Origin of the sequence: Pseudomonas sp. W3I7 (assembly GCF_030816095.1) — a bacterium.
Classification (GTDB): domain Bacteria; phylum Pseudomonadota; class Gammaproteobacteria; order Pseudomonadales; family Pseudomonadaceae; genus Aquipseudomonas; species Aquipseudomonas salomonii.
The window spans coordinates 151,821-176,087 of sequence record NZ_JAUSXP010000001.1 but is presented as its reverse complement, the minus strand read 5'-3'; the positions used below and the strand labels follow the sequence as shown (position 1 = coordinate 176,087).

22 protein-coding genes and 1 pseudogene are annotated in these 24,267 nt (G+C 60.2%); 9 read left to right on the top strand and 14 right to left on the bottom strand.

What is annotated here, in order from left to right:
* From QF043_RS00840 to QF043_RS00830, 3 genes are all read left to right on the top strand, one after another.
* The gene (locus QF043_RS00840) at window positions 1-1,104 is read left to right on the top strand and encodes a PepSY domain-containing protein (RefSeq protein ID WP_307417213.1); all 1,104 of its coding nucleotides are present in this window, start codon (window positions 1-3) and stop codon (window positions 1,102-1,104) included.
* Window positions 1,101-1,283, top strand: coding sequence for a hypothetical protein (locus QF043_RS00835; protein ID WP_307417212.1), 183 nt, complete (start codon window positions 1,101-1,103; stop codon window positions 1,281-1,283). The genes QF043_RS00840 and QF043_RS00835 overlap by 4 nt, the downstream gene beginning before the upstream one ends.
* Window positions 1,284-1,424: 141 nt before the next feature.
* Window positions 1,425-2,054 (top strand): glutathione S-transferase, encoded by a 630-nt coding sequence (locus QF043_RS00830; RefSeq protein ID WP_307417211.1) that lies wholly within the window; start codon window positions 1,425-1,427, stop codon window positions 2,052-2,054.
* 186 nt (window positions 2,055-2,240) lie between these two features.
* Here the strand turns inward: QF043_RS00830 and creD are convergent, their stop codons facing one another.
* The 4 genes and pseudogenes from creD to QF043_RS00810 all read right to left on the bottom strand — a co-directional run bounded on the left by creD (window position 2,241) and on the right by QF043_RS00810 (window position 6,262).
* Entirely contained in the window at window positions 2,241-3,593 is a 1,353-nt protein-coding gene (gene creD, locus QF043_RS00825) for a cell envelope integrity protein CreD (protein WP_307417210.1), read from the bottom strand.
* Between the two features lie 51 nt (window positions 3,594-3,644).
* Window positions 3,645-5,085: pseudogene (creC, locus tag QF043_RS00820) on the bottom strand (two-component system sensor histidine kinase CreC).
* Window positions 5,085-5,753, bottom strand: coding sequence for a two-component system response regulator CreB (gene creB / locus QF043_RS00815; RefSeq protein WP_305456230.1), 669 nt, complete (start codon window positions 5,751-5,753; stop codon window positions 5,085-5,087). Before creB ends, creC begins: the two are co-directional and overlap by 1 nt.
* 8 nt (window positions 5,754-5,761) lie before the next feature.
* On the bottom strand, window positions 5,762-6,262 hold the full coding sequence (locus QF043_RS00810; RefSeq protein ID WP_138813559.1) for an ATP-dependent zinc protease: 501 nt from the start codon (window positions 6,260-6,262) through the stop codon (window positions 5,762-5,764).
* A gap of 173 nt (window positions 6,263-6,435) precedes the next feature.
* On the opposite strand from QF043_RS00810, the gene QF043_RS00805 reads away from it, so the two are divergent.
* A complete protein-coding gene (locus QF043_RS00805; RefSeq protein WP_307417209.1) occupies window positions 6,436-7,323 on the top strand; it encodes an acyltransferase in 888 nt (295 codons plus the stop codon).
* A 27-nt stretch (window positions 7,324-7,350) separates the two neighbouring features.
* Here QF043_RS00805 and QF043_RS00800 read toward each other — a convergent pair whose 3' ends face one another.
* Together QF043_RS00800 and QF043_RS00795 are read right to left on the bottom strand one after the other, a co-directional pair.
* Window positions 7,351-7,620, bottom strand: a complete 270-nt coding sequence (locus tag QF043_RS00800; protein WP_307417208.1) for a hypothetical protein — start codon at window positions 7,618-7,620, stop codon at window positions 7,351-7,353.
* Window positions 7,621-7,875: 255 nt separating this feature from the next.
* On the bottom strand, window positions 7,876-8,448 hold the full coding sequence (locus QF043_RS00795; RefSeq protein ID WP_307417207.1) for a DUF2780 domain-containing protein: 573 nt from the start codon (window positions 8,446-8,448) through the stop codon (window positions 7,876-7,878).
* 607 nt (window positions 8,449-9,055) lie between these two features.
* On the opposite strand from QF043_RS00795, the gene QF043_RS00790 reads away from it, so the two are divergent.
* The 3 genes from QF043_RS00790 (at window position 9,056) to QF043_RS00780 (ending at window position 10,878) form a co-directional block, all read left to right on the top strand.
* Window positions 9,056-9,316, top strand: a complete 261-nt coding sequence (locus QF043_RS00790; protein WP_017137997.1) for a hypothetical protein — start codon at window positions 9,056-9,058, stop codon at window positions 9,314-9,316.
* Between the two features lie 224 nt (window positions 9,317-9,540).
* Window positions 9,541-10,515 (top strand): hypothetical protein, encoded by a 975-nt coding sequence (locus QF043_RS00785; RefSeq protein WP_307417206.1) that lies wholly within the window; start codon window positions 9,541-9,543, stop codon window positions 10,513-10,515.
* Window positions 10,516-10,878 carry a hypothetical protein gene (locus QF043_RS00780; RefSeq protein ID WP_307417205.1) on the top strand — a complete coding sequence of 121 codons (363 nt, stop codon included), beginning with the start codon at window positions 10,516-10,518 and terminating at the stop codon, window positions 10,876-10,878.
* 49 nt (window positions 10,879-10,927) lie between these two features.
* Here the strand turns inward: QF043_RS00780 and fdhA are convergent, their stop codons facing one another.
* The 7 genes from fdhA to glyA form a co-directional block, all read right to left on the bottom strand.
* Window positions 10,928-12,127 carry a formaldehyde dehydrogenase, glutathione-independent gene (fdhA, locus tag QF043_RS00775; RefSeq protein ID WP_307417204.1) on the bottom strand — a complete coding sequence of 400 codons (1,200 nt, stop codon included), beginning with the start codon at window positions 12,125-12,127 and terminating at the stop codon, window positions 10,928-10,930.
* Between the two features lie 184 nt (window positions 12,128-12,311).
* Entirely contained in the window at window positions 12,312-13,169 is an 858-nt protein-coding gene (purU, locus tag QF043_RS00770) for a formyltetrahydrofolate deformylase (RefSeq protein WP_056857793.1), read from the bottom strand.
* Between the two features lie 179 nt (window positions 13,170-13,348).
* The gene (locus tag QF043_RS00765) at window positions 13,349-13,981 is read right to left on the bottom strand and encodes a sarcosine oxidase subunit gamma (RefSeq protein WP_101273317.1); all 633 of its coding nucleotides are present in this window, start codon (window positions 13,979-13,981) and stop codon (window positions 13,349-13,351) included.
* A gap of 130 nt (window positions 13,982-14,111) precedes the next feature.
* Complete coding sequence (locus QF043_RS00760) at window positions 14,112-17,129, bottom strand: sarcosine oxidase subunit alpha (protein ID WP_307417203.1); 3,018 nt, start codon at window positions 17,127-17,129, stop codon at window positions 14,112-14,114.
* Window positions 17,126-17,428: a sarcosine oxidase subunit delta gene (locus tag QF043_RS00755; RefSeq protein ID WP_056857790.1), complete on the bottom strand. Its 303-nt coding sequence runs from the start codon at window positions 17,426-17,428 to the stop codon at window positions 17,126-17,128. The genes QF043_RS00760 and QF043_RS00755 overlap by 4 nt, the downstream gene beginning before the upstream one ends.
* Window positions 17,429-17,443: 15 nt before the next feature.
* Window positions 17,444-18,694: a sarcosine oxidase subunit beta gene (locus QF043_RS00750; RefSeq protein ID WP_010207084.1), complete on the bottom strand. Its 1,251-nt coding sequence runs from the start codon at window positions 18,692-18,694 to the stop codon at window positions 17,444-17,446.
* 22 nt (window positions 18,695-18,716) lie between these two features.
* The gene (gene glyA, locus QF043_RS00745) at window positions 18,717-19,970 is read right to left on the bottom strand and encodes a serine hydroxymethyltransferase (RefSeq protein ID WP_307417202.1); all 1,254 of its coding nucleotides are present in this window, start codon (window positions 19,968-19,970) and stop codon (window positions 18,717-18,719) included.
* Window positions 19,971-20,288: 318 nt separating this feature from the next.
* Here glyA and QF043_RS00740 point away from each other — a divergent pair, with 318 nt between their 5' ends.
* Both QF043_RS00740 and QF043_RS00735 read left to right on the top strand, forming a co-directional pair.
* Window positions 20,289-22,487 carry a hypothetical protein gene (locus tag QF043_RS00740; RefSeq protein ID WP_307417201.1) on the top strand — a complete coding sequence of 733 codons (2,199 nt, stop codon included), beginning with the start codon at window positions 20,289-20,291 and terminating at the stop codon, window positions 22,485-22,487.
* An 8-nt stretch (window positions 22,488-22,495) separates the two neighbouring features.
* On the top strand, window positions 22,496-23,569 hold the full coding sequence (locus tag QF043_RS00735; protein ID WP_307417199.1) for an NAD(P)/FAD-dependent oxidoreductase: 1,074 nt from the start codon (window positions 22,496-22,498) through the stop codon (window positions 23,567-23,569).
* Here the strand turns inward: QF043_RS00735 and QF043_RS00730 are convergent.
* On the bottom strand, window positions 23,534-24,262 hold the full coding sequence (locus QF043_RS00730; RefSeq protein WP_307417198.1) for a TraX family protein: 729 nt from the start codon (window positions 24,260-24,262) through the stop codon (window positions 23,534-23,536). The two genes, QF043_RS00735 and QF043_RS00730, sit on opposite strands and share 36 nt — an antisense overlap.
* Window positions 24,263-24,267: the final 5 nt, after the last annotated feature.

Here is a 24,267-nt window from a genome sequence, read left to right as displayed (position 1 = left end):
ATGAAAAGCAAAACCATCCGCCGCTGGTCCTTCATCCACACCTGGACCAGCCTGATCTGCACGGTGTTCCTGCTGCTGCTTGCCCTTACCGGCTTGCCGTTGGTGTTTCACCACGAGATCGACCACCTGCTGGGCAACGAGCCGGAACTGGCACAGATGCCCGCCGATACACCGCAACTGAACCTTGAACAGTGGGTGGCCAAAGCCCAGGCTCATCGCCCCGGCGAGGCCATGCAGTACCTGGCGTGGGACGAAGACGACAAGAACGGCGTGATCGCGATCATGGCCGCCACGGCCGGCACCGAGCCCAACTCGTCCCACACCTTCATGCTGGATGCGCGCACGGGTGAGGCAGTGGAAACCCCGGCGGCCAATGGCGGGCTGACCCTGTTCCTGTTGCGTTTGCACGTGGATATGTTCGCCGGGTTGCCGGGCAAGTTGCTGCTGGCGTTCATGGGCATTTTGTTTGTGGTGGCGATTGTCTCGGGCACGGTGCTGTACCTGCCGTTTATGCGCCGCTTGAAGTTCGCCACCGTGCGTAAAGACAAGTCCACTCGCCTGCGCTGGCTCGACCTGCACAACCTGATCGGCGTGGTCACGCTGACCTGGGCGCTGGTGGTGGGCGTCACCGGCGTGATCAGCGCCTGCGCCGACCTGATCATCGCCGCCTGGCGCCAGGACAGCCTCAGCGCCATGATCGAGCCGTACAAAAACGCGCCGCCGCTGACCCAGCGCGCACCGGCCAGCGAATTGCTGAGCATCGCCGCCAAGGCCGCGCCCGGCATGGAGCCGGACTTTATCGCCTTCCCCGGCACGCGCTTTTCCAGCGAGCACCACTACGCGGTGTTCATGAAGGGCAGCACGCATCTGACCTCGCACCTGCTCACGCCGGTGCTGATCGACGCCAGCACCCTGGCCGTCACCGCCATCGCCGAACGGCCGTGGTACATGGACGCCATGGGCATGTCCCAGCCGTTGCACTTTGGCGACTATGGCGGCATGCCGATGAAGATCCTCTGGGCGGTGCTGGATGTGCTGACCATCATCGTGTTGGGCAGCGGTGTTTATCTGTGGATTGTGCGGCGCAAGGCAGCCAAGTCATGAAGCCGCGCCAGTCGAGTTTCTGGAAGGTGTTTGGCATTCCGTTGGGAATTGGCCTGCTCAGCGCGGCGGGGTTGTTTGCGGCGCTGTTGGGGGACGGGTTGTGGGATTCGTTGAGTTGGGTGGGGTTGGGTGTTCCTGCTGCCATTGGGGCTTGGGGGTTGTTTAAGCGGCGTGGCTGAAGGCGCTATCGCAGGCAAGCCAGCTCCCACCTATTGAATTGTGAACACCGTTAAAGGTGGGAGCTGGCTTGCCTGCGATGAGGCCTTCAAAAACAACCACAATCCCTCTAGGCTAGCCCCTGCCATTTCCGAGGAATGCCCATGTCCGCGCCCAGCATGACCTTGTTTCACAACCCTGCTTCACCCTTTGTTCGCAAAGTCCGCGTGCTGCTGATCGAGACTGGCCAGCAGGGCCGCGTGGCCTTGCATGGCTGCATGCCGACGCCGGTCAACCCCGATGCACAGGTGGTGCAGGACAACCCCGTGGGCAAGATCCCGGCCTTGCGCCTGGCCGATGGGTCGGTGCTGCACGACAGCCGGGTGATCCTCGATTACTTCGACCACCAGCACGTCGGCAACCCGCTGATCCCGCGTGACGGCTCGGCCCGCTGGCGCCGCCTCACCCTCGCCTCGATGGCCGACGGTATCTTGGATGCCGCCGTGCTGGTGCGTTACGAAACCGCCATGCGCCCGGCAGAAAAACACTGGGACCAATGGCTGGAGGGGCAGCGTAACAAGATCCACCGCACCCTCGCCGAGCTGGAAGCCGAAGCGATTGCCGAACTGACCAGCCACTTCGACATCGCCGCCATCAGCGTGGCGTGCGCCCTGGGTTACCTGGACTTTCGCCACCCCGACCTGCAATGGCGCGCCAACCACCCCAAGCTTGCCGATTGGTATGCCGAGGTCAGACAGCGGCCTTCGATGCTGGAGACTCAGCCACCAGTTTGATAAGCCCCCCGATCCAATGTGGGAGCGGGCTTGCTCGCGAAAGCGGTGTGTCAGTCAGCACATCTGTTTCTGACCCACCGCATTCGCGAGCAAGCCCGCTCCCACATTGAAGAGTGGTGCTGCTGAGGAAGGTGGCAATCCCTGCCACCAATTGCGCCCGCACCTGCTGATCTTCACGCAACCCAATCATTGCGCCACCTCCCGAACCTTGCGTTTACCCACGCCATACCAATCCAGTTTGCGCGTCAGCACCATCACCGTACCCAGCAAACCAAACAGCAACAGCGAGCCCATCAGCAGCGCGTAATCCTCAGCGCTCAACAGCCCGTACAACAAGCCATACAACGCCGCCAACCCCGCCGAAAAGCCCAGGCCATGCACAACACTGCGCAGCACGTGGCACACGTAAAAACCAATCAACAACACACAGGCACTCGCCGAGATCAGGTAGGCCAACGCAAAGCCCAGGTGTTCGGACAACGACAACAACAGCAGGTAGAAAAACGCCAAGGCAACGCCCACCAATGCGTACTGGATCGGGTGCACTGCGAGGTTTTTCAGCACTTCGAACAGGAAGAAACCGGCAAACGTCAGGGCGATAAACAGCAGCGCGTATTTGATCGCGCGGTCGCTCTTGAGGTACTGGTCCACCGGGTCGATGAAGTTCACGCCAAAGCTGCGGTTGGTGAAGTCTTCACAGCCCTGGCGGTCCAGGCAGGTTTGCAGGGCTTGTTCGAGGTTGGTGGAGAAAAACGAGGTTTGCCAGTTGGCGCTGAAGCCCTTGTCGGTGACCTCTCGTTGCGCCGGCAGGAAGTTGCCGATAAAGCTTGGGTGCGGCCAGTTGGACGCAAGTGACACCTGGCTGGTCTTGCCCACCGGCACCACTTGCAATTGCTCGGTGCCTTGCAGGCGCAGGTCAAAAGCGAAGTCCACCACGCCCGGTTGTTTGCTGTCCTGCGCGGGCAGCGCCACATGCACGCCCTCGCCCAACCAGTCCACTTGCGAGCCTGGCGAGAAGGCCAGGCGTTGGCTGCCCAGCTCAAGCTTCAGGGCGTTTTCGATGCCACGAATATCGCTGATACCCACCGCCAGAAACGCCGGCTCGAAACGGTAATCGGCAAAGTTTTCGGTAATGCCCAACTGCGCCGGCAACTCGAAACGCCCGCTGATGCGGTTGTCGGCATGGAACAGGCGCGCCTGGTAGATGCCCCGCGCACGCAGTTCGGTTTGCACCTTGCCGTCGAGTTCAAAACGGTCCGGCAGGAAATACAAACGACCGCGCTCTTCACGGGTTTCCTCGTAGCGTTTATTGAGCTTTTCATTGAGTTTCCACTCGCGCACGGTCTTGCGATAGGGCACCACCATGACCGGGCCGGTAATGCGTTGGCTGTAGCTGGAACTGCGGGCGATGTCCATCAGCACGCCGTCGCGCAGTTGCTGGCGGTCGCTGATGATGCCGTTGATCATCAGCAGCGGAATCAGCAACAGCAGGATCAGCAGCGCAATGGCGCCAAGTTTGAACAGCAGGCTTCGGTTCATGGGGCTCTCCCTGTTTGGATGGGCAGAGCGTGAGCCGCGCGTGTGGGCGTTTTATGTGGGCACTGTGGAGACTGTGTGGAGATGCAGCACCACCTGCACGCCGCCGTGCACATTGCCGATCTGCAATGCGCCGCCGTGCAGCTTCATCACTTCTTCGACAAAGTTGAGGCCCAGGCCGGTGCTTTTGCGCCCGCTGATCGGGCGCGGCAACGAGTAGAAACGCTCGCTCAAGCGCGGCAAGGCGTAGTCGGGAATCGGCGCAGCCTGATTGAACAGGCTGACCTGCACGTCGTTGTGCTGCGTCTGTGCGCTGAATCGCAACGTGCCGCCGGGCGGGGTAAAATCCAAGGCGTTATCGAGCAGGTTACCCAGCGCCTGGCGCAGCAGGAAAGGCTCACCGAAGACCTTCACATCCGCCGCTATCGTCTGTTCCACCTGCAAGCCAGCGCCTTCGATTCGCGCACATTGCGCCTTGAGCACCTCCTCGACCAGGGCCGCCAACGGCATGCGGGTCTGTTCTTCCAAACCCTGGCGTTGCTCCACCTGGGCCAGGTTGAGCAGCCGCTCGATCAACTGCTGCAAGCGCGCGCTTTCGCTGTCGATATTGCCGACAAAACGCTGCTGCTGCTCGCGGCTCATATCGCCCTGCAGCAATTCCGCCGCGCCGCGAATAGCCGCCAGCGGGCTTTTCAATTCGTGGGTCAGGGTGTGCACGTAGTGCTCGACGTAGGCCTTGCCTTCCAACTGCGTGCGCATGTGCTCCACAGCGGTGGACAACTGCTTGAGTTCGCCGCCTCGGTAATGCGGCAACTCGGCACGTCGCCCTTCACTCACCGCCTGGGCATACGCCGTAAGCCGATGCAGCGCCACGCTCAGCCACCACGACAGCAGCGCGCCCAGCAGCAGGCCCAACACCACCAACCCGGCGCCGTACCACAGCAGGCGGTTCTCGGTGCGATCAATATAGGGCTGCAACGAGCTGTTGGGCTTGGCCAACCGTCACTACACCGATGATCTTGCCGTTGTCACGGATCGGCGCGCCCACGTGCATCACCGACGTGTTGGGGTCATCCAGTTCACTGCGGGTGGAACGGGCGCCGTACTCGCCGCGCAGAGTCAAATACACGTCGTTCCACTTGGAATAGTCCTGGCCCACCGCTTCGCCCGTGGAGTCGAGCAGCACGATGCCATTGGCGTCGGTCACATAAATGCGGTGGTTAACCTGATTTTTCGGCAGGCCCCAGATGGTCGCGCCAGGCTGGCGACTGCCATAGGCTTTGAGCAACTCGGGCCAGTGGCTTTGGCCGAGGGTGCCGTTCTTTACGTCCAACCTCAGGATCTCGGCCAGCAAGTTGGCCGTGTCCACCAGGGTTTCTTCGGTGGACTGGCGCACGCCGGGGCGGATTTCCTTCATCACCGTGTTGAGCACAAAGTAACCAGTAAGGCCGATAAACAGCGCATACACCAGGAAGATCCGCAGCCCCAGGCGCATCAGCTATGGCTCGGGCTGTAGCTGTAGCCGAGGCCGCGATGGGTCTGGATCGGCTCGGCATCCGCCGCAATACCGCGCAGTTTGCTGCGCAGGCTTTTGATATGGCTGTCGATATTGCGCTCATAGCCGGCATCGGCCGGCACGCCCACCGCGTCGAGCAATTGCTCGCGGCTGAACACCCGTTCGGGCTGCTCCAGCAGACTTTGCAGCAGGCGGAATTCATGCCGCGTAAGGCTTAAAGCCTGGCCGCGATAACTGATCTGCATGCGCTCCAGGTCGACCTGGAACACGGCAGGCGCGGCGCCGGGACCGACGCGTTTGAGAATCGCCCGAACCCGTGCCGCCACTTCCCGTGGGCTGAACGGCTTGACCACATAATCGTCGGCGCCGATCTCCAGGCCCACCACGCGGTCGATCTCGCCATCGCGCGCACTGAGGAACATCACCGGCACTTCGCTGAAGCGGCGCAGTTGCTTGCAGGTCTCAAAGCCGCTGATATCCGGCAACCCGATGTCGAGGATGATCAGGTCGGCAGGCGTCTGGCGTTGATGGGCCAGCGCCTCCTGGCCAAGGCTCAGCCAGGTGGTGGTGAAACCCTCGCCTTGCAGGGCAAAGATCAGCGTATCGGCTATCGCCGCTTCGTCTTCGACAATCAGGATGTGCGGCATAGGCTCGATCAGCAGTCGGGTTTGTCGGCTGTGTAGCGGCGGGCCGGGTTAACCGCCGCGCCGAACTCACGCAGGGCCTTGGCGCCGATCAGCAGCGGGTAGTTGAAGCTGCTGCGGTCGGTGAGGTTGACCTCCACGGTGCGCTTGACGTTGCCCAGGCACATTTCCAGGTCGATTACCGGGCGCTTGGCCACAGTGGCTTCGTCCTTGTCGTCGTCCTCGTCGGCGCGGCTTTTGATTTTGCTGATGCGCGAGACTTTGTGCTCATAGACCTTGTCGCTGGCGTCCTTGCCGCCGAGGCGGAAGCGCACCCAGTCGTCGCCATCGCGCTGGAAGGTTTCGATGTTGCGGGCCGACAGCGAGGCGGTCAGCGCACCGGTGTCCATCTTGGCCTTGAAGGTTTGGCCGATCTCCGGCAGTTGGATGTATTCGTAGCGACCGTAGAGGGTCGGTTCGGCGGCCATGACGGGCACGGCAGCCAGGGCGAGCAAGGCAAGGAGCAGTTTCACGACGTGATTTCCTTGAAAAGAAGTAGGCGGATTCTAGACCGCAAAAGCATTGTTTAGTTAGATCGTCCCACGCTCTGCGTGGGAACTGATCACATTCGTGCGGCAATTTGCGATTTGGCCTCTAGACTCAGCTTGCTTATCATGGCCCGCCCACCCGATTCCAAGAGTTACTTATGCGCCGCCTGCTCACCGGCTGTTTTGTCACACTGCTGTTATTGCTCAACACCCTGGTGCTGTTCGGCCCGTTGATGGTGTTTGCCCTGCTCAAGCTGGTAGCGCCCGGCCGCTTTCGCGACTATGCCTCCCGGGCCGTGATGTGGATCGCCGAAACCTGGGCCGAGATCGACAAGCTGATTTTCGCGCTGTGCATCCCCACCCAATGGGACATTCGCGGCGGCGACGAGCTACGCGGCGACACCTCCTACCTGGTGATCAGCAACCACCAGTCCTGGGTCGACATTCCCGCACTGATCCAGGCACTGAACCGGCGCACGCCGTTCTTCAAATTCTTCCTGAAAAAAGAGCTGATCTGGGTGCCGTTCCTGGGCCTGGCCTGGTGGGCGCTGGATTACCCGTTCATGAAGCGCTACACCAAGGCATTCCTGGCCAAGCACCCGGAGTTGGCGGGGCAGGATTTGAAGATCACCAAAGAGGCCTGCGAGCTGTTCAAGCGCCAGCCGGTGACGGTGGTCAATTACCTCGAAGGCACGCGCTTCAGCGAGGCCAAACGCACACAGCAAGACTCGCCGTTTTCGCGGCTGCTAAAACCCAAGGCGGGCGGCGTGGCGTTTGTGCTGGCTGCGATGGGTGAGCAACTCGACGCGGTCCTCGATGTGACCGTCGTCTACCCGCAGCATAAAATTCCGGGGTTCTGGGACTTGATCTGCGGCACAGTGCCGAAGGTGATCATTGATATCCGCACCCGTGAGCTGGACCCGGCGTTGTGGCAAGGGGATTACGAGAATGATCCGGCGTTTCGCCAGACCGTCCAGAACTGGGTAAACCAGCTCTGGATGGAGAAGGATGCGCGCATTGAGCAGTTGCTCAACGCACGCACTTAGCAAGGTAGCGGTCAAACGCAGTGACGATCAGTCCTGCAGAAAACTGCGTAGAGGGCGTTTAATACCAATCGTCGCCATATCAACTGCCCATTTGATTAGCTCATCTGGGACTTCAAGATCCTCTGAATCATCGGGTGCCGGCTCGAACGGGCCTGTACTGACAGACGCCCTTTGGGCCTTATCGCGTGCGGCGGCTTCAAAATCTAACTTCGGCTCGCGCCTGTCATCTGCGAAGAAGGTACCAGCACTGGAATACGCCGGGTTGGCAGCATGGTTGCTTGTAGAGATGCTATTCATAGGTATACCTGTCTGATTGGATTGTAAAAGGCGCGGCAACCAATGAATGCGTCCGCGCCTTGCACATATGTGGTGAAACATCCAATTAGGTTCCTCGGGGAATGTTGCCGTGTATGTTCAAAGCACTTGCCGTGCAAAACCCCGAGTGAAAAAAGCCACCTGACACTCACCTGACCAATAAAAATGGCGACCTGCAGCAAGTCGCCATTTCTTTTCCCGGGCTTAACCCTCAACAGACATCCCGTCAAAACAGTCTTAGCTGCCAGTGCCCCAGGCCGAGGCCAGCTTGCCCAGCACCGACTCGCTGGCGCCCTGGCCGCCCAGGTACTTGAGGATCACCGGGGCAAATTGGCTGACCATGCCACTGTCCATGCCCAACGCGCTAAAGGCGGTGTTCAAGTCGTTGGTGTTCTTCACGTTACCCAGCAAGCCGTCCAGGCCGCTGGTTTTGCTGCCGCCACTCTGGCCGAGCATCCCGCTCAAGGCGCCGAGGCTGCCCAGGGAATTGCTGCCCGAGAGTTGATCCAGGCCCGGCACGCTCTTGCCCAGTTGCGAATAGTCAGTACCGCTCAGTTTGTTCTTGGCCAGGCCCAGCATCGCGCCGGTGCCGCCCACGGCTTGCTCGGGGGTGATGTTCAGTTGCGAGGTCAGGGCGCTCAGCAGGCCGGCGGTCTCAGAGCTAGGCGCTGCAGCCGCCGCCTTGTTGTTGCTGCCCTGGGCACCGGAGACGGCATTGGCCACGTCACCGAGGCTGAAACCTGCGGCAAACACCGGGCTGGCGGCCACGGTCAACAGGCAAGACAGGGCAAAACCGCGTGAAATCTTCATCAAGACAACCTCTGAATGTAGGAGCTAAAAGCACGCGTTTGACTGACAGTCCCGAAGGAATGTTCCCACCTGCAGATTAGTTCAGAAAATTCTGCATCCAAATGTTCCCCGCGTGCGTATCCCCCCTGCACCGCCCGGAGTCGGATGCTGAGCAAGGAACAGCAAGCGCTGTTGACTGCACCCGCGACCCTGGCCTCTCGCTGACACCACACAACCCCTGTGGGAGCTGGCTTGCCTGCGATGGCGGTGGGCCAGTCAACTTATCCTGTGCTGACCCACCGCTATCGCAGGCAAGCCAGCTCCCACATTTGATCTGCATTGGCCGGGCGACTTGCTCCTGGCGATGGATGGCGCTTATAGTTCGGCGGTCGTCCATATGGCGACACGGGTTTGGCGACTCGATTGAAATAATGCATGCAAAAGCACCTGCTCCTTTGCAGGTTTTTTTGCACGCGTAGAGCTGCTTTATGGCGGCTGTGCGCGGGAGACCTTCGGGTCTGCCGGCCTTTGCTTTATTTCACCGGTTCGCCAACCTGCGTACAGCTGCCACCCATTCGTTTGGCGACGTGTGAGTGGTAGCCTCACTCTCTGAAATAAAGGTTAAAACATGAACCGATACATGCCGCTCACCGGCCACGATGCCACCACGCCCTCCCTGCTCATCGACACCCAAGTCCCGCTCGACGTGCTCCACGACGCCGCCGTCTACCGCATCCGCGCGGTCACCCAAGTCATGGAAAACCTGGCGTTTCGCGAAGGCCTGAACACCGACAACCTCGTCCTCCAGGACTTCGCCCTGCTCTGCGCCATCCCATTGCGCGATGGCTGTGATCTGCTGGATGTGATCAGCCGACGCCTACAGGCCTAAACACCCGATGCAAAGAAGGGCAGCGCCCTGTTGCCCTTTCCTACATGTGAAGCGACGGTAAATCTCACTGCGACTTAAAAAGCTAAAATGACTCACACATGTCAGCGTCTGCCGAGACTTGCGTAGTCCCTTTCTGAAACGTCAAAAACGCCCCTGCACGCGTCTTACCTCAGCTGTAGCACCTTCTTATAGTCGTGCGCCTCAGTCACTTGGAGGTGCACGCTATGCAGGGACCCTACGCATTTATCAACGAACGGCCGCAGCCTTATCCGCTGCTTAAACTCGACCTTTCGCTCAACCCTCACATTCAAACCAAGTTCGACATCCTCAACCAACACATTCGCAACGTCGTGGTACTGCCAGGGCAGTTGGTGATCATTCCCGATGCGCGTACAGCGTCTTGCACGACGGAAGAGGCCCAACTGATGCGCTCGGCGCAGAACATCAAACAGGCGTTGTTTGCACACTCCGCGACGGATCAATTCCTGATCAAAAACTATGATCAGTTGCAGGCCATCATGGCCCATGCGTCCCTGGGTATTGGCAGTGCCAGTAGCGCCTGGAGCAAGCACTTGGCGCAGATCGAGACAACCCTCATGGAAATTGACGATTTGCATAAGCAGTACTTAACCAAGGGCACCCCAGCTGCGAGAGATGAGTTTCTGATCAAACGTCGGGCGCTGTTTGCGAAGCTCGATGGGCAACTATCCGGGATGGCCCGGTTTGGAACAGGTTTGAAAAAAGAAGGCTCGATTAAAAAGATGTTGGGCATTTCCAGCAAACGTTACTGGCAGCATGGGGAGATTCGTGGGTATGAAGAAAGAGTCAAGCGTGTAGCTAAAGCCTCGCAGATCTTGAAGAAGGGCGCCTATATTGGTATTGCGCTAGATGTTGGGGCGGCAGCGCTGGAAATTGCGGAGGCATGCTCGACAGGACGTGAGCAAGAATGCACCCAAGCAAAATATGTCGAAGGAGGGAAGTTAGTGCTTGGCGTTGGCGGCGCATCAGCAGGAGGGATAATTGGGGCCCAGGTCGGTACTGGCGCCTGTATGCTCGTTTTTGGCATACCTACAGCGGGCGCCGGCGCACTGGCTTGCGCAATCGTCGGGGGCGCCGCAATTGGGCTCGCAGGCGGCAAGCTAGGAAGCGCAATGGGCGAAGGCGCGGGTAAACTCCTCTATAAGACGGTAAGGGATTAAATGGCCTTGGAATATATCGGCATGTGCGCGGGCGCCATTATGTTACTCAGCTTTGCGCTCATCACCTATGTCATGTTTGAAAAATTGGATGCCGCAGAACGCTATATGCAATGCAGCACTTACATCACCGGAAACAGGAATACTTTTCGCAATACCCCGTTCGATGGGAGGCCGCAGCGCGTATTGGCCATGGCGACGGTTATTCTTATCCCAAGAATATTTCAATGGCGGCGCTTGGCACTCGTCGAAGACGTTGAGAAAATCCCACGCGCACTCAAATATTGGATGATCATACCATCACTCATCCTTTTAACTTCCGCTACAACCATGATGATCAGCTCGTATTTTTTATATTTTTACTGACCACCTAATACAAGGGCGCACAGAGGCGCCCTCATACTGACGCTAAACCTTACGCCGCGCTAAACAGCTTATGCGGATCAATCACAAACTTCTTCGGCACGCCCGCATCGAACTCGCCGTACCCACGCGGCGCGTCATCCAGGCTGATCACCTGCACACCGACGATTTCCGCAATGTTGATGCGATCCCACATGATCGCCTGCATCAGTGCGCGGTTGTACTTCATCACCGGCGTTTGCCCGGTGTGGAAGCTGTGGGATTTGGCCCAGCCCAGGCCAAAGCGAATGCTCAGGCTGCCCATTTTCGCGGCGGCGTCCACAGCCCCTGGATCTTCGGTAACGTAGAGGCCAGGGATACCGATTTTGCCCGCCACGCGCACCACGCCCATCAGCGAGTTGAGCACGGTGGCCGGGGCTTCGGCCTTGGCGCCTTCATGGCCGTGGCCACGGGCTTCGAAGCCTACGGCGTCTACCGCGCAGTCCACTTCCGGCTCGCCCAGCAATGCAGCGATTTGTTCGTGCAGCGGGGTGTCTTTGGACAGGTCGGCAATTTCGAAACCCTGGGCCTTGGCGTGGGCCAGGCGGATGGGGTTGACGTCGCCGATGATCACTACCGCCGCGCCGAGCAAGCGTGCCGAAGCAGCAGCGGCCAGGCCGACCGGGCCGGCGCCTGCGATGTAGACGGTGCTGCCTGGGCCAACGCCGGCAGTGACGGCGCCGTGGTAGCCAGTCGGCAGGATGTCGGAGAGGCAGGTCAGGTCACGGATTTTCTCCATGGCCTTGTCGCGGTCCGGCAGTTTGAGCAGGTTGAAGTCGGCATACGGCACCAGCACGTATTCGGCCTGGCCGCCGGTCCAGTCGCCCATGTCGACGTAGCCATACGCGCCACCGGCACGGGCCGGGTTGACGGTGAGGCACACGCCGGTGTGTTGCTCTTTGCAGGAGCGGCAACGGCCGCACGCCACGTTGAAGGGCACCGACACCAGATCACCGATCTTCAGGTTCTCGACGTCGCTGCCCTTCTCGATCACTTCGCCGGTGATTTCATGCCCCAGTACCAGGCCGGTCTGGGCAGTGGTGCGGCCGCGCACCATGTGTTGGTCGGAGCCGCAGATGTTGGTGGAGACCACGCGCAGGATGACGCCGTGCTCAATCTTCCTGCCACGGGGGTCCTGCATTTTGGGATAGTCGATTTTCTGTACTTCGACCTTGCCGTTGCCGAGATACACGACACCACGATTACCAGACATGCTTTCACCTCGCTGTTGTTTTTATGGAACCGCGTCGCCCAGGCAGGCGGCGCGTTTAAGTGCTCGGGTACAGATGCTGTTTTTGCGTTGTTGCTGATGGCCTAATCGCAGGCAAGCCAGCTCCCACATTTGAAAGTATTCACAAGTCAAAATGTGGGAGCTGGCTTGCCTGCGATGGCGGCCGTCAGAGCACCACAGTCCTATTGGCATTGAGAAAAACCCGCCGCTCAATGTGATACCCAACCGCCCGGGCCAACGTCAGCCCTTCAATATCGCGCCCCTTGGCAATCAAATCCTCGGGATAGTGGCTGTGGTCCACCACCTCCACGCCCTGGGCGATGATCGGGCCTTCATCCAGATCGTTGTTGATGTAATGCGCCGTGGCGCCCACCAGTTTCACGCCCTTGTTGTAGGCCTGGTGATACGGCTTGGCGCCCTTAAAACCGGGCAGCAACGAGTGGTGAATGTTGATGGCCTTGCCATCGAGCTTGCGGCACAACTCCGGCGACAGCACTTGCATATAACGCGCAAGAATCACCAGTTCGGCGCCGGTCTCTTCAATCACTTGCCACACCTGACGCTCCTGGGACGGTTTGTCGTTGGGGTCGAGGGGGAAATGGTAGTAGGGAATCTGGTGCCAGTCGGCCAAAGGTTTCAAATCAGGGTGGTTGGACACCACCGCGACCACGTCCATCGACAGTTGGCCGATGCGCTGGCGGTAGAGCAAATCGTTGAGGCAGTGATCGGCCTTGGACACCATGATCACCACTTTTGGCCGGTAGTTCGGCGCCGTCAGCTCGAAGATCATGCCAAAGGCTTCACCGCGCGTGGCCAGGCCATCGCGGAACGCCTGCTCGTCAAAACCCTCGGGCTGACGGAATTCCACGCGAATAAAAAACCGGCCCGAGAGGCGGTCATCGAACGAATGGTGCTCGGTGACGTAGCAGCCCTGCTCGAACAGGTAGCGGGTGACCGCGTCCACCGTGCCGAGCACGCTGGGGCAGTCGGCGGTCAAAATCCATGTATCGGGTGCGCGGCTCATTTTTTCAATCCTCAGGCTTGTGTGGCGAGGGGGCTTGCCCCCGTTGGGCTGCGTAGCAGCCCTAAAACCTGCCGCTGGGTGGTTTCAGACAAAATGCGTCGACCTTGCTGGGACCGCTGCGCGCTCCAACCGGGGGCAAGCCCCCTCGCTACAACAGCCCTCTCGCCACAAAATTTTGATCAGGCTTGGACGCTCAGGCCAAACTCAGCCGAGGCATCCTGCAGCCACAACCACCAGTAATCCGAAAAGCTGCGACGAATCAGCAGTTCCCAGGTGTCTTCAGCCGTGTGACGGATCACCAACTGCGACTTGGCGAACACCGTGCCCACCGCCTTGCCCACCGGGAAGTTGTTGGGGTGCACGTCGTAGCTGGTGGACTTCATCAGCACGTCGCGCACGTTCGGGCCGCTGAGCTCGAGGATCTGCTGGCCGCCGCTGACGTTGACGATCTGGATATGCAGCTCGCCCAGGGCAGCGCGCAGGTTTTGCTCGGCGGCAAATTCTTCACCGCTTGGCACGATCAACAGCCACTCGTCCGGGCCGAGCCATTGCAGGCTGGTTTCGCCTTTGACGATGACCTGGAGTGCGCCGGGCAGTTCGATGCCGAGGGCTTTGTGCACACCGGCGGCGAACGCGGCGTCATGGCCATCGCCACGAATCGTCAGGTGGCCGAGGAGTTTCTTTTCACGCACGGTCACGCCGGCGTTCTTGCGGCCCTTGCCGACCAGGCTGGCGAGGTCGGCATGGTGCAGCGACGACTCGGCCTTGGCGCCGGTGGTGGGGCGTTGTTGGTAAACATTGGCTGCTGTCATAAAGCACCTGTCTGAATTCTGTGGTGAATCTACTGACGCCTTCGCGAGCAAGCCCGCTCCCACATTTGGACTGTGTGAACCCGATCCAATGTGGGAGCTGGCTTGCCTGCGATGCAGGCGACTCGGTCTGTCAGATGTTCTGCCGCTCGCCTTTCGGGTCAAAGAACACCGAGGACACAATCTCTGCCTCGATCACGCTGCCATCCGCCTGCGGTGAGAACACTCGCTCACCCATACGCTTCAAGCCACCCTTGACCACCGCCATCGCAAACGAATAACCCAGCGAGTTGTGCGCATAGCTTGAGGTCACGTGACCGACCATCTTCATCGGGATCGACTGTTTAGGGTCGAACACCAATTGCGCGCCTTCCGGCAGCCATACATTCGGGTCAATCGGCTTCAAGCCCACCAGCTGCTTACGCTCTTCACGCACGCAGTCTTCGCGGTTCATCCCGCGCCAGCCGATCCACGAGAACGGTTTGGTGCGGCCTACGCACCAGCCCATGTTCAGGTCGTCCGGGGTCATCGAGCCGTCGGTGTCTTGCCCGACGATGATGAAACCCTTCTCGGCGCGCAGTACGTGCATGGTCTCGGTGCCGTACGGCGTCAGGTTGTACTTCTTGCCGGCCGCAACGATCTGTTCGAGTACGCCCATGGCGTAGTCGGCCTGCACGTTGACTTCATACGACAGCTCGCCGGTAAACGAGATACGGAACACCCGCGCCGGTACGCCGCCAACCAGGCCTTCTTTCCAGGTCATGAACGGGAAGCCGTCCTTGTCCAGGTCGATGTCGGTGACCTCCGCCAGCAGCTTGCGGCTGTTGGGGCCGGACAAGGTCATGGTTGCCCAGTGGTCGGTGACCGAAGTGAAGTACACCTTGAGGTCTGGCCACTCGGTCTGCTGGTAGATTTCCAGCCACTGGAGTACGCGTGCCGCGCCGCCGGTGGTGGTGGTCATCAGGAAGTGGTTGTCGGCCAGGCAGGCAGTTACGCCGTCGTCGAAGACCATGCCGTCTTCCTTGCACATCAGGCCGTAGCGCGCCTTGCCCACGTCAAGCTTGGTCCAGGCGTTGCTGTAGATGCGGTTGAGAAACTCGCGGGCATCCGGGCCTTGAATATCGATCTTGCCGAGGGTGGATGCATCCAGCAGGCCGACGCTGTCGCGCACGGCCAGGCATTCGCGCTTCACGGCGGCGTGCAGGTCTTCACCGTTACGCGGGAAGTACCAAGGGCGTTTCCATTGGCCGACGTCTTCAAACTCGGCGCCGTTTTTAACGTGCCAGGCTTGCAGCGCGGTGTAGCGCACCGGCTCGAAAATGTGCCCACAGTGACGGCCCGCCACGGCGCCGAAGGTCACCGGCGTGTAGTTCGGGCGGAACATGGTGGTGCCCATCTGCGGGATGGTCACGTTCAGCGAGCGGGCCGCAATGGCCAGGCCGTTGACGTTGCCGAGCTTGCCTTGGTCGGTGCCGAAGCCCAGCGCAGTGTAGCGTTTGACGTGCTCAACCGACTCGAACCCTTCGCGGGTCGCCAGCTCAATCGCAGCAGCGGTGACGTCGTTTTGCAGGTCGACAAATTGCTTCGGCGCCCGTGCGGTCGGCTGGTCATGGGGCACTTGGTAAATGCCCAGGGTCGGCTCTTCCAGACGGCTCAGGGCTTTTGGCAGCGTGCCTTCCACCGGCGCAAACCCGGCTTCGCTGGCTGCGCGCACACCGCCTTCAAAACCATCGGCCAGGGAATCGCCGAGCCCATAGACGCCATTGATGCCACCCACGCACACACGTTTTTGCGGGGCTTCACCCGGTACAAAACCGAGGATGTCTTCACGCCAGGTCGGCTTGCCGCCCAGGTGCGAAGCCAAGTGAACCACCGGGCTGTAGCCGCCGGAGCTGGCCACCAGGTCGCAGTCCAGCCACTCGCCGGGGCTGGTGACTTTGTGTGCTTTGACGTCAATCGCCGCCACACGCGCAGCGGTCACGTGTTTGCTGCCTCGGGCTTCGATCACGGCGCTGCCGGTGAGGATGCGAATACCTTTGGCGCGGGCTTCTTCCACCAGCGCGCCACGTGGGTTGTGACGCACATCAGCCACGGCGACCACTTGCAGGCCCGCATCGAGCCAGTCCAGCGCGACGCGGTAGGCGTGGTCGTTGTTGGTCGACAGCACCAGTTTTTTGCCGGGTGCCACGCCATAGCGGCGCACGTAGGTGGAGACCGCACCGGCGAGCATATTGCCCGGCACGTCGTTGTTGCCGTACACCAGCGGGCGCTCGCACGCACCGGTCGCCAGCACCACACGCTTGGCGCGCACACGGTGGATGCGCTGGCGCACCTGGCCGATGGGCGCACGGTCACCGAGGTGGTCGGTGAGGCGTTCGTGGATGGTCAGGAAATTGTGGTCGTGGTAACCGTTGACGGTGGCACGCGGCAGCAGCACCACGTCCGGCAGGGCTTTGAGTTCTGCGATGACGCTGGCAACCCATTCGGTCGCCGGTTTGCCGTCGAGGCTTTCGCGTGAGTCCAGCAAGGAGCCGCCGAATTCTTCCTGTTCGTCCGCAATGATCACGCGGGCACCGCTGCGCGCAGCGGCCAGTGCAGCGGCCAGGCCAGCAGGGCCGGCGCCCACAATCAGCACGTCGCAATGACGGTTGAAGTTGTCGTAGGTGTCCGGGTCGTTCTCGGTTGGTGAGCGACCAAGGCCCGCAGCCTTACGAATGTACTTCTCGTAGGTCATCCAGAACGATTTCGGGTACATGAAGGTTTTGTAGTAGAAGCCCGGCGGCATCAGCTTGCCGCCGACCTTGCCGAGAATGCCCATCACGTCATTGTTGACGTTCGGCCAGCCGTTGGTGCTGGTGGCGACCAAACCCTGGTACAACGCCTGTTGCGTGGCGCGCACGTTGGGAATCTGGGTGGCTTCGGTGGCGCCGATCTGCAGCACTGCGTTCGGCTCTTCGGCGCCGGCGGCAAAGATGCCGCGTGGGCGCGAATACTTGAAGCTGCGGCCGATGATGTCGACGCCATTGGCCAGCAATGCGGCGGCCAGGGTGTCGCCCTCAAAGCCTTTGTAGCTCTGGCCGTTGAAGGTAAACGTCAGGGCTTTGTTGCGGTCGATGCGACCACCGTTGGACAGGCGATTGATCTGGCTCATACCTTCTCTCCAGAAGCCTTGGCGGTGAATTGCGGCTTGCTGCCAATCTTGTAGGTTTCAAGAATTTCGTAGGTCAGGGTGTCGCGGGTGGCGTTGAAGTACTGACGGCAACCGGCGGCGTGAATCCACAGTTCGTGGTGCAGCCCGCGAGGGTTGTCACGGAAGAACATGTAGTCGCCCCACTCTTCATCGGTGCAGGCATTCGGGTCCAGCGGGCGCGGGATGTGCGCTTGGCCGGACGCGTGGAATTCCTCTTCGGAGCGCAGTTCGCCACAGTGAGGACAGAAGATATGCAACATAGGGGATTTCTCCTGTTAGTGGGCGACGGCCGCAGCGCCGTGTTCGTCGATCAACGCACCGTTGTGGAAACGGTCGATGGAAAAAGGCGCAGCCAATGGGTGCATTTCACCCTTGGCCAGGCTTGCAGCAAACACGTTGCCTGAGCCCGGCGTGGCCTTGAAACCACCGGTGCCCCAGCCGCAGTTGAAGAACATGTTCGGCACCGGGGTTTTGGAGATGATCGGGCAGGCGTCCGGCGTGGTGTCGACGATGCCGCCCCACTGGCGGTTCATGCGCACCCGCGACAGGACCGGGAACATTTCGACGATGGCCTGGATGGTGTGTTCGATCACCGGGTACGAACCGCGCTGGCCGTAGCCGTTGTAGCCGTCGATACCGGCACCGATCACCAGGTCGCCCTTGTCGGACTGGCTGATGTAACCGTGCACGGCGTTGGACATGATCACGCTGTCGATAATCGGCTTGATCGGCTCGGACACCAGCGCTTGCAGCGGGTGGGATTCGATCGGCAGGCGGAAGCCGGCCAGCGAGGCCATATGCCCGGAATTCCCGGCGGTGACCACACCGACGCGCTTGGCGCCGATAAAACCCTTGTTGGTTTCGACGCCGATGCACACGCCGTTTTCCTTGCGAAAGCCGATCACTTCGGTCTGCTGGATCAAGTCCACGCCGAGTGCGTCAGCCGCACGGGCAAAGCCCCAGGCCACGGCATCGTGACGGGCCACGCCGCCGCGCCGTTGCACGGTGGCGCCGAGTACCGGGTAGCGGGTGTTTTTCGAGCAGTCGAGGTACGGAATCTCGTCGGCCACTTGCTTGGCGTTGAGCAGTTCGCCGTCCACGCCGTTGAGGCGGTTGGCACTCACGCGGCGCTCCGAGTCACGGATGTCTTGCAGGGTGTGGCACAGGTTGTAGACGCCGCGCTGGGAGAACATCACGTTGTAGTTCAGGTCCTGGGACAGGCCTTCCCACAGTTTCATCGCGTGTTCATACAGGTGCGCCGACTCGTCCCACAGGTAGTTGGAACGCACGATTGTGGTGTTGCGCGCCGTGTTACCGCCGCCCAGCCAGCCTTTCTCGACCACGGCCACGTTGGTGATGCCGTGTTCTTTGGCCAAATAGTAAGCCGTCGCCAGACCATGCCCGCCGCCGCCGACGATAACCACGTCGTAGACCTTTTTCGGTGTGGGCGTGCGCCACATCTTCTGCCAGTTTTCGTGGTGGCTGAGTGAGTGCTTGAAGAGGCCGAAGCCTGAGTAGCGTTGCATAGTCATTACTCCAAAACCGCGCTCAGCGATAAACCGGGAAATCAGCGCACAGGGCAGACACGTGCTTGGCCACGTTGGCCTCGACATCGGCATCGCCGAGGTTGTCGAGGATGTCGCAGATCCAGCCGGCCAGTTCGATGCATTGCGGCACCTTGAAACCCCGCGTGGTCACCGCCGGGGTGCCGATGCGCAGGCCCGAGGTCACGAACGGCGACTGCGGGTCATTCGGCACGGCGTTCTTGTTGACGGTGATGTGGGCGCGGCCGAGGGCGGCGTCCGCCTCTTTGCCGGTGAGGCCCTGGCGAATCAGGCTGACCAGGAACAGGTGGTTATCGGTGCCGCCGGACACCACGTCGTAGCCGCGCTTGATAAACACGTCAGCCATGGCTTGGGCGTTGTCGATGACCTGTTGTTGGTAAGCCTTGAAGCCTGGCTCCAGCGCTTCCTTGAAGCACACGGCCTTGCCGGCGATAACGTGCATCAGCGGGCCGCCCTGGGCGCCGGGGAACACGGCAGCGTTGAGTTTCTTCTCGATGGCTTCGTTGGCCTTGGCCAGGATCAGGCCGCCACGCGGGCCGCGCAGGGTTTTGTGGGTGGTGGTGGTGACCACATCGGCGTAAGGCAGCGGGTTCGGGTACAGGCCCGCGGCAACCAGGCCGGCGACGTGGGCCATGTCGACGAACAGCAGTGCGCCAACCTTGTCGGCGATCTGGCGAAAGCGCGGGAAATCCAGGGTTTTGGAGTAAGCCGAGAAGCCGGCGACGATCATTTTCGGCTGGCACTCAACGGCCAGGCGCTCGACTTCGTCGTAATCGATCAGGCCGGTGTCGGTGTTGATGCCGTACTGCACGGCGTTATACAGCTTGCCTGAAGACGACACTTTGGCGCCGTGGGTCAAGTGGCCGCCATGGGCCAGGCTCATACCCAGGATGGTGTCGCCCGCATTGATCAGCGCCAGGTACACCGCGCTGTTGGCGGACGAGCCGGAGTGCGGCTGCACGTTGGCATAATCGGCGCCGAACAGTTGTTTGGCGCGTTCGATGGCCAGGGCTTCAACCTTGTCCACATGCTCGCAGCCGCCGTAGTAGCGCTTACCGGGGTAGCCTTCGGCGTATTTGTTGGTCAGGCCACTGCCCTGGGCTTCCATGACGCGTTTGCTGGTGTAGTTCTCTGACGCGATCAGCTCGATATGATCTTCCTGACGCTGCTCCTCGGCATTCATCGCCGCCAGCAATGCGTCGTCATACCCTTGGATCTGGTCTTTTTTGCTGAACATCGCGTCTCTCCCAGCCTTTCGTATTGTTGAGGCCCTCGCAGGGCCCTTTGATGCGATGGTAGGGCTGGCGCAGTGAGGTCAAATGCCTACGCACGCCACGCAAAGGTGCGTTTACGACATGGCTTCGCGGGTGGGCGATAAAACACTGAGATGGCTTGGGCCGCCTGAAGATTTAGACACAGAAACCTGACACTTTAAGCTTCACACGCCTGAAAACTTGGCTACGCTTGCCAATCAAACAGCGCCAGCTCATGCATTCGACGCATTCACTGTTCAATCCAGAAGATTGAACGCCCTACACCGTCGAGGAACGCTGGCATGGCGCTACTTAACCAAGTGATGGCTATCTGTAAACGCCTGGCCCCCTGTGGCTGGCACACTCTGTTGCTTCAGCACGGTCTCGATATCCTGGCGACCAACCTTGAAGCCGAACTGGGTAAAACACTGAAACCAGACCGCACACTGGCGGGCTTTGAAGACTTTGCCCTGGCCGCAACACGGGGCATTGAACCTGGCCAACCCGCACACAGCCTGCTGTACCACGCGCTGGCCCACCCCAACGTGACAAGCGATGCCAAGGGCGGCCCACTCCAGGCGTACCCCACACCGGCAGAACTTGAAACCGTGCTCAACTACGTTTACGCCCGGCAGGCGCCCAGCCTTGCGCAACTGAACGCGCGTGCCAATGGACGGCCCCTGGCAGTCGTCGTGTTTGCGCTGGAGTACCGCGCAGCACCGGACACGGTGCACAAGGTTCAGGCCGATTTGTGCTTTTCGCGGACCGGCATAGCAAGGGTGGGCACTGCCGCCGCGTTGTACGACGCTTCAAGCAGAGGCTTCCTGCCGTTTGTAGAAGGTCAAAATCACGCTATCCGGGTTCTGCCGGCGCGCTACAGCGCCTACGTCGCGGTGCAGCTTAAGGGCGACCGTGCCCGTTTTGGCCCTATGCGTTTTGATTCAGACGACGCAGACATGGATTTTTGGGTGCCGGTTCATAAACTGTTCAACGGCAACGAGTGCATTGCGGGCCTCACCGTTGATGTTCGCCTTCAAGCGCTGCACAAAAACGAGAAATTACGCCGCATACACCTGGAGTTGGGGCCAGATGCCGGCTGGGATGAACCCCATATCAGCCAACCGCCCTTCATCATCACCGATGGCCTGGCAGACTGGCTTCCCGAACACACTTATGGCACTGGTTTAATGGCCGCTACGCCCCGTGCTCGACTGGTTGAAGCGGCTCAGTATCAAGGCAAACCCTTGACGTTCAATGTGCCCGACGACCCCGACATTTTCATCTCCAGCTTGCGAATTGACGAGGGTGCTTCGGAATACGTGCATATTCGCCATAAAGTCGATGCAGCGGGCAATATCACCAACCTCAATCGCCGATCAGACCTGTTTGCCGAGTTGCAGAAGGGTAACTTCAGGGCTCAGCACTACCTGGACTTTACCGCCGACGGACGCATTCAAGCCCACTGCGCGGCGTTGGACACTGCCATCCCACAACGCGTGCCGGCGTATTCACTGATCTGCGCGCCGGACTTCTATCCTCTGTGCAAGCAGCGACACCTGGTCGAATGGCTCGAAAGCCTGGACCCCGATGTTCGATACACGGTCTTTCGCATAGAGCCGGAATGTTTGTCCGATTCGCGATACCCCGCCAATATCCAGTCTTTTCCGGAGTCTTTTTCCAGCAAGGACAACGGCATCACTGCGATTGTGGCCCAGCTCGATTCCTCGCCCAACCGGGCTACGCCGCTGACGCCAATCGTTACGCCTGCACGGTGCGCGTGGTGCCTTCCCGATGCGGGCGCCGGGATATTCGCGCCAGGCTGGGATGTTGGCCTCGTGACGACTGACCCCGCGTTGGGCAGCGTGATGCACCTGGCAGCTTACAGGCTGGGCAGCCCATTCCCCGAGGATGCCAAGCTCTGCGCAGCGTTGAGCTCATTCTGGCCTGCAGTCGCACCCGACTCAGCGCAAGCCTATCCACCAAACGCCGGGGCGGGACCGACCATAAAACCCATGCTGGATCAGGAGATCGGCAAAAGTGGCGGTTTCCCGTGGGATGGCGTACCCGCTCCAAAAAAATACGTCGCCAATAACGCACCCCACAGAGCGTACGAAACTTACTTCTATACCGACTACACAGAGAACGCGCTGAACGGGAAGCTCTCATTGGCACTTACAGGCAAAGTCGACTCACAGGAATATCAACGGCGAATCGATGCTTTTCGGCGAGTCAAACTGTCATTGGGTGCCACGTCCAGAAGTTGGTTTATCGACTCGTTCAGCCTGGCTACGCCCGAGGACTCCAACATCGTTACGCTGAACACAAACCTGCAAGTTGGCCCAAAGGACACAGGCTACCGAATCGAAGTGTTTCGCTACACGCCGGTTGAATCACCCGCATTTGACCAAGCGCGTATCAGGCTGACGGAAACCTTTACTTATTTCGTATGGCCGCACGTCATGTTGCGCCAACAGGGTGTCAGACCCTGGCAGCGCGTTTAGGCTTGGCCATGCCCGACAGCGCAGGCCGCTATGACGTGATCATCATCGGTGCCGGCCCGGCAGGTTGCTCAGCGGCCATTTCCTGCGCCCGACAGGGCTTGAAGGTGGCACTGATTGAGCGCCTGCCTTTTCCGCGTCACCGCCCGGGCGAAACCCTGCACCCCGGCATAGAGCCGCTGCTTCAGCAACTGGGCGTGGCTGAAAAAATCCGTGGCGATGCCTTCGTCCGGCCTGCGGGCACTTGGGTAAAGTGGGACAAGGAACGACACTTTGTGCCTTTCGGGCAAGACCAAAGCGGAGCATGGCGGGGGTTTCAGGTTCCCCGAGCAACGCTGGACGGGTTGCTGTTGGATCAAGCCGTCGCGTCAGGTGTGCACGTCCTGCAACCCTGCCAGGCAAAGAGCGTGTTGCAGATAAAAGATCGAGTGGTAGGCCTACAGACCCAGGCCGGTCAACTGTTTTGCAGGCACCTTATTGATGCCAGTGGCGCTCACGGCTGGCTGGCACGCCAATTAAGGCTGACCTCGCATCGCTGCTCGCCCCCGCTGACAGCCGTGTATGGCTATAAGCGAGGAACAGTCCAGGAAAGTGCGCTCGGCATCTTCGCAGACCCATCGGGCTGGTATTGGACGGCTCACATCGGCCAGCAGCTTTATCACTGGACGCGACTGCGCTTTGTGCACGATAAATCACCGAAGATGGCGGCTGTTCCGGCCTGTTTTGAACAATTACCCTGTGAAGGAACGATCCGAGGTGCCGATGTCACTTGGTCAATCTGTGACCAGTCGGCGGGTAACGGCTATTTCATCATCGGAGACGCAGCCAGCCGGTTGGACCCGGGCGCCTCTCATGGCGTACTCAAGGCGCTGATGTCCGGCATGATGGCTGCGCAATGCATTGTCGATGAAAGCGCCAACCCAATGCACGGGCAGGCTATTTCACTTCAATATCGCCAATGGCTGCGGGATTGGTTCGAGCGCGACGTACAAAAAATGCGCGACTTCTACGCAGCTCATCCGTTTCCACCTTGCTGGCTCGGGTCGGCGTCAGCCAATGGCCTTTCGAACCACCCACAAGAATAAAAAATGTAACGGATACAGCGCGTAAGCCCAGCGGCGCATGGCGGGTGGCGAGACGTTTTTGCCGTATCGCAACAAGACCAGACCCGCCAAGGGCGCAATCAGGCAAGCGGCCAACCCCATCAGCGCCACAGGCGTGCCGCTATTGAGCAGAACCTGCCATTGGTTGGCGGCCACGCAGACCAAACCCGGCAACACGCTGAAATACCATGGCCGGGTAAACACCAGCAGCATCGCCAACGGCAGCAAGACACCGAAAAACCCGAACATCAGCTGACTGGAAAATACCGCGCCTGCCGCCAGGGCAATCAGCGCCAATCCTCGATCAAACAGCGCCTTCTGCTGCCATCCTCGGGCAACCAGCAACCCCAGCGCCAACGTCGGCAAGACGTTCAACGTATCGGCATCCTCGATAAACAGCCGGTAGGGCACTTCACTGATCCCACTGAACAGCAACAGCCAGCCCAGGTAGCGCCACTGGCCGGTGACAGGGGCATTGGCGACCCGGTGCACATTGGCCGCAATCGCCAGGCAAAACCACGGGAACGCCAGACGCCCCGGCACATACAGGCCATCCAGGCTCAAACCGACATAGCGCAAGTGGTCCAGCACCATGCTCAGCAACGCCAGCCACTTGAGCAGATCCAGTGCGCCATCGCGGACGCGTCCGACAGCCAACGTGTGTGTACCGTGCATAATTC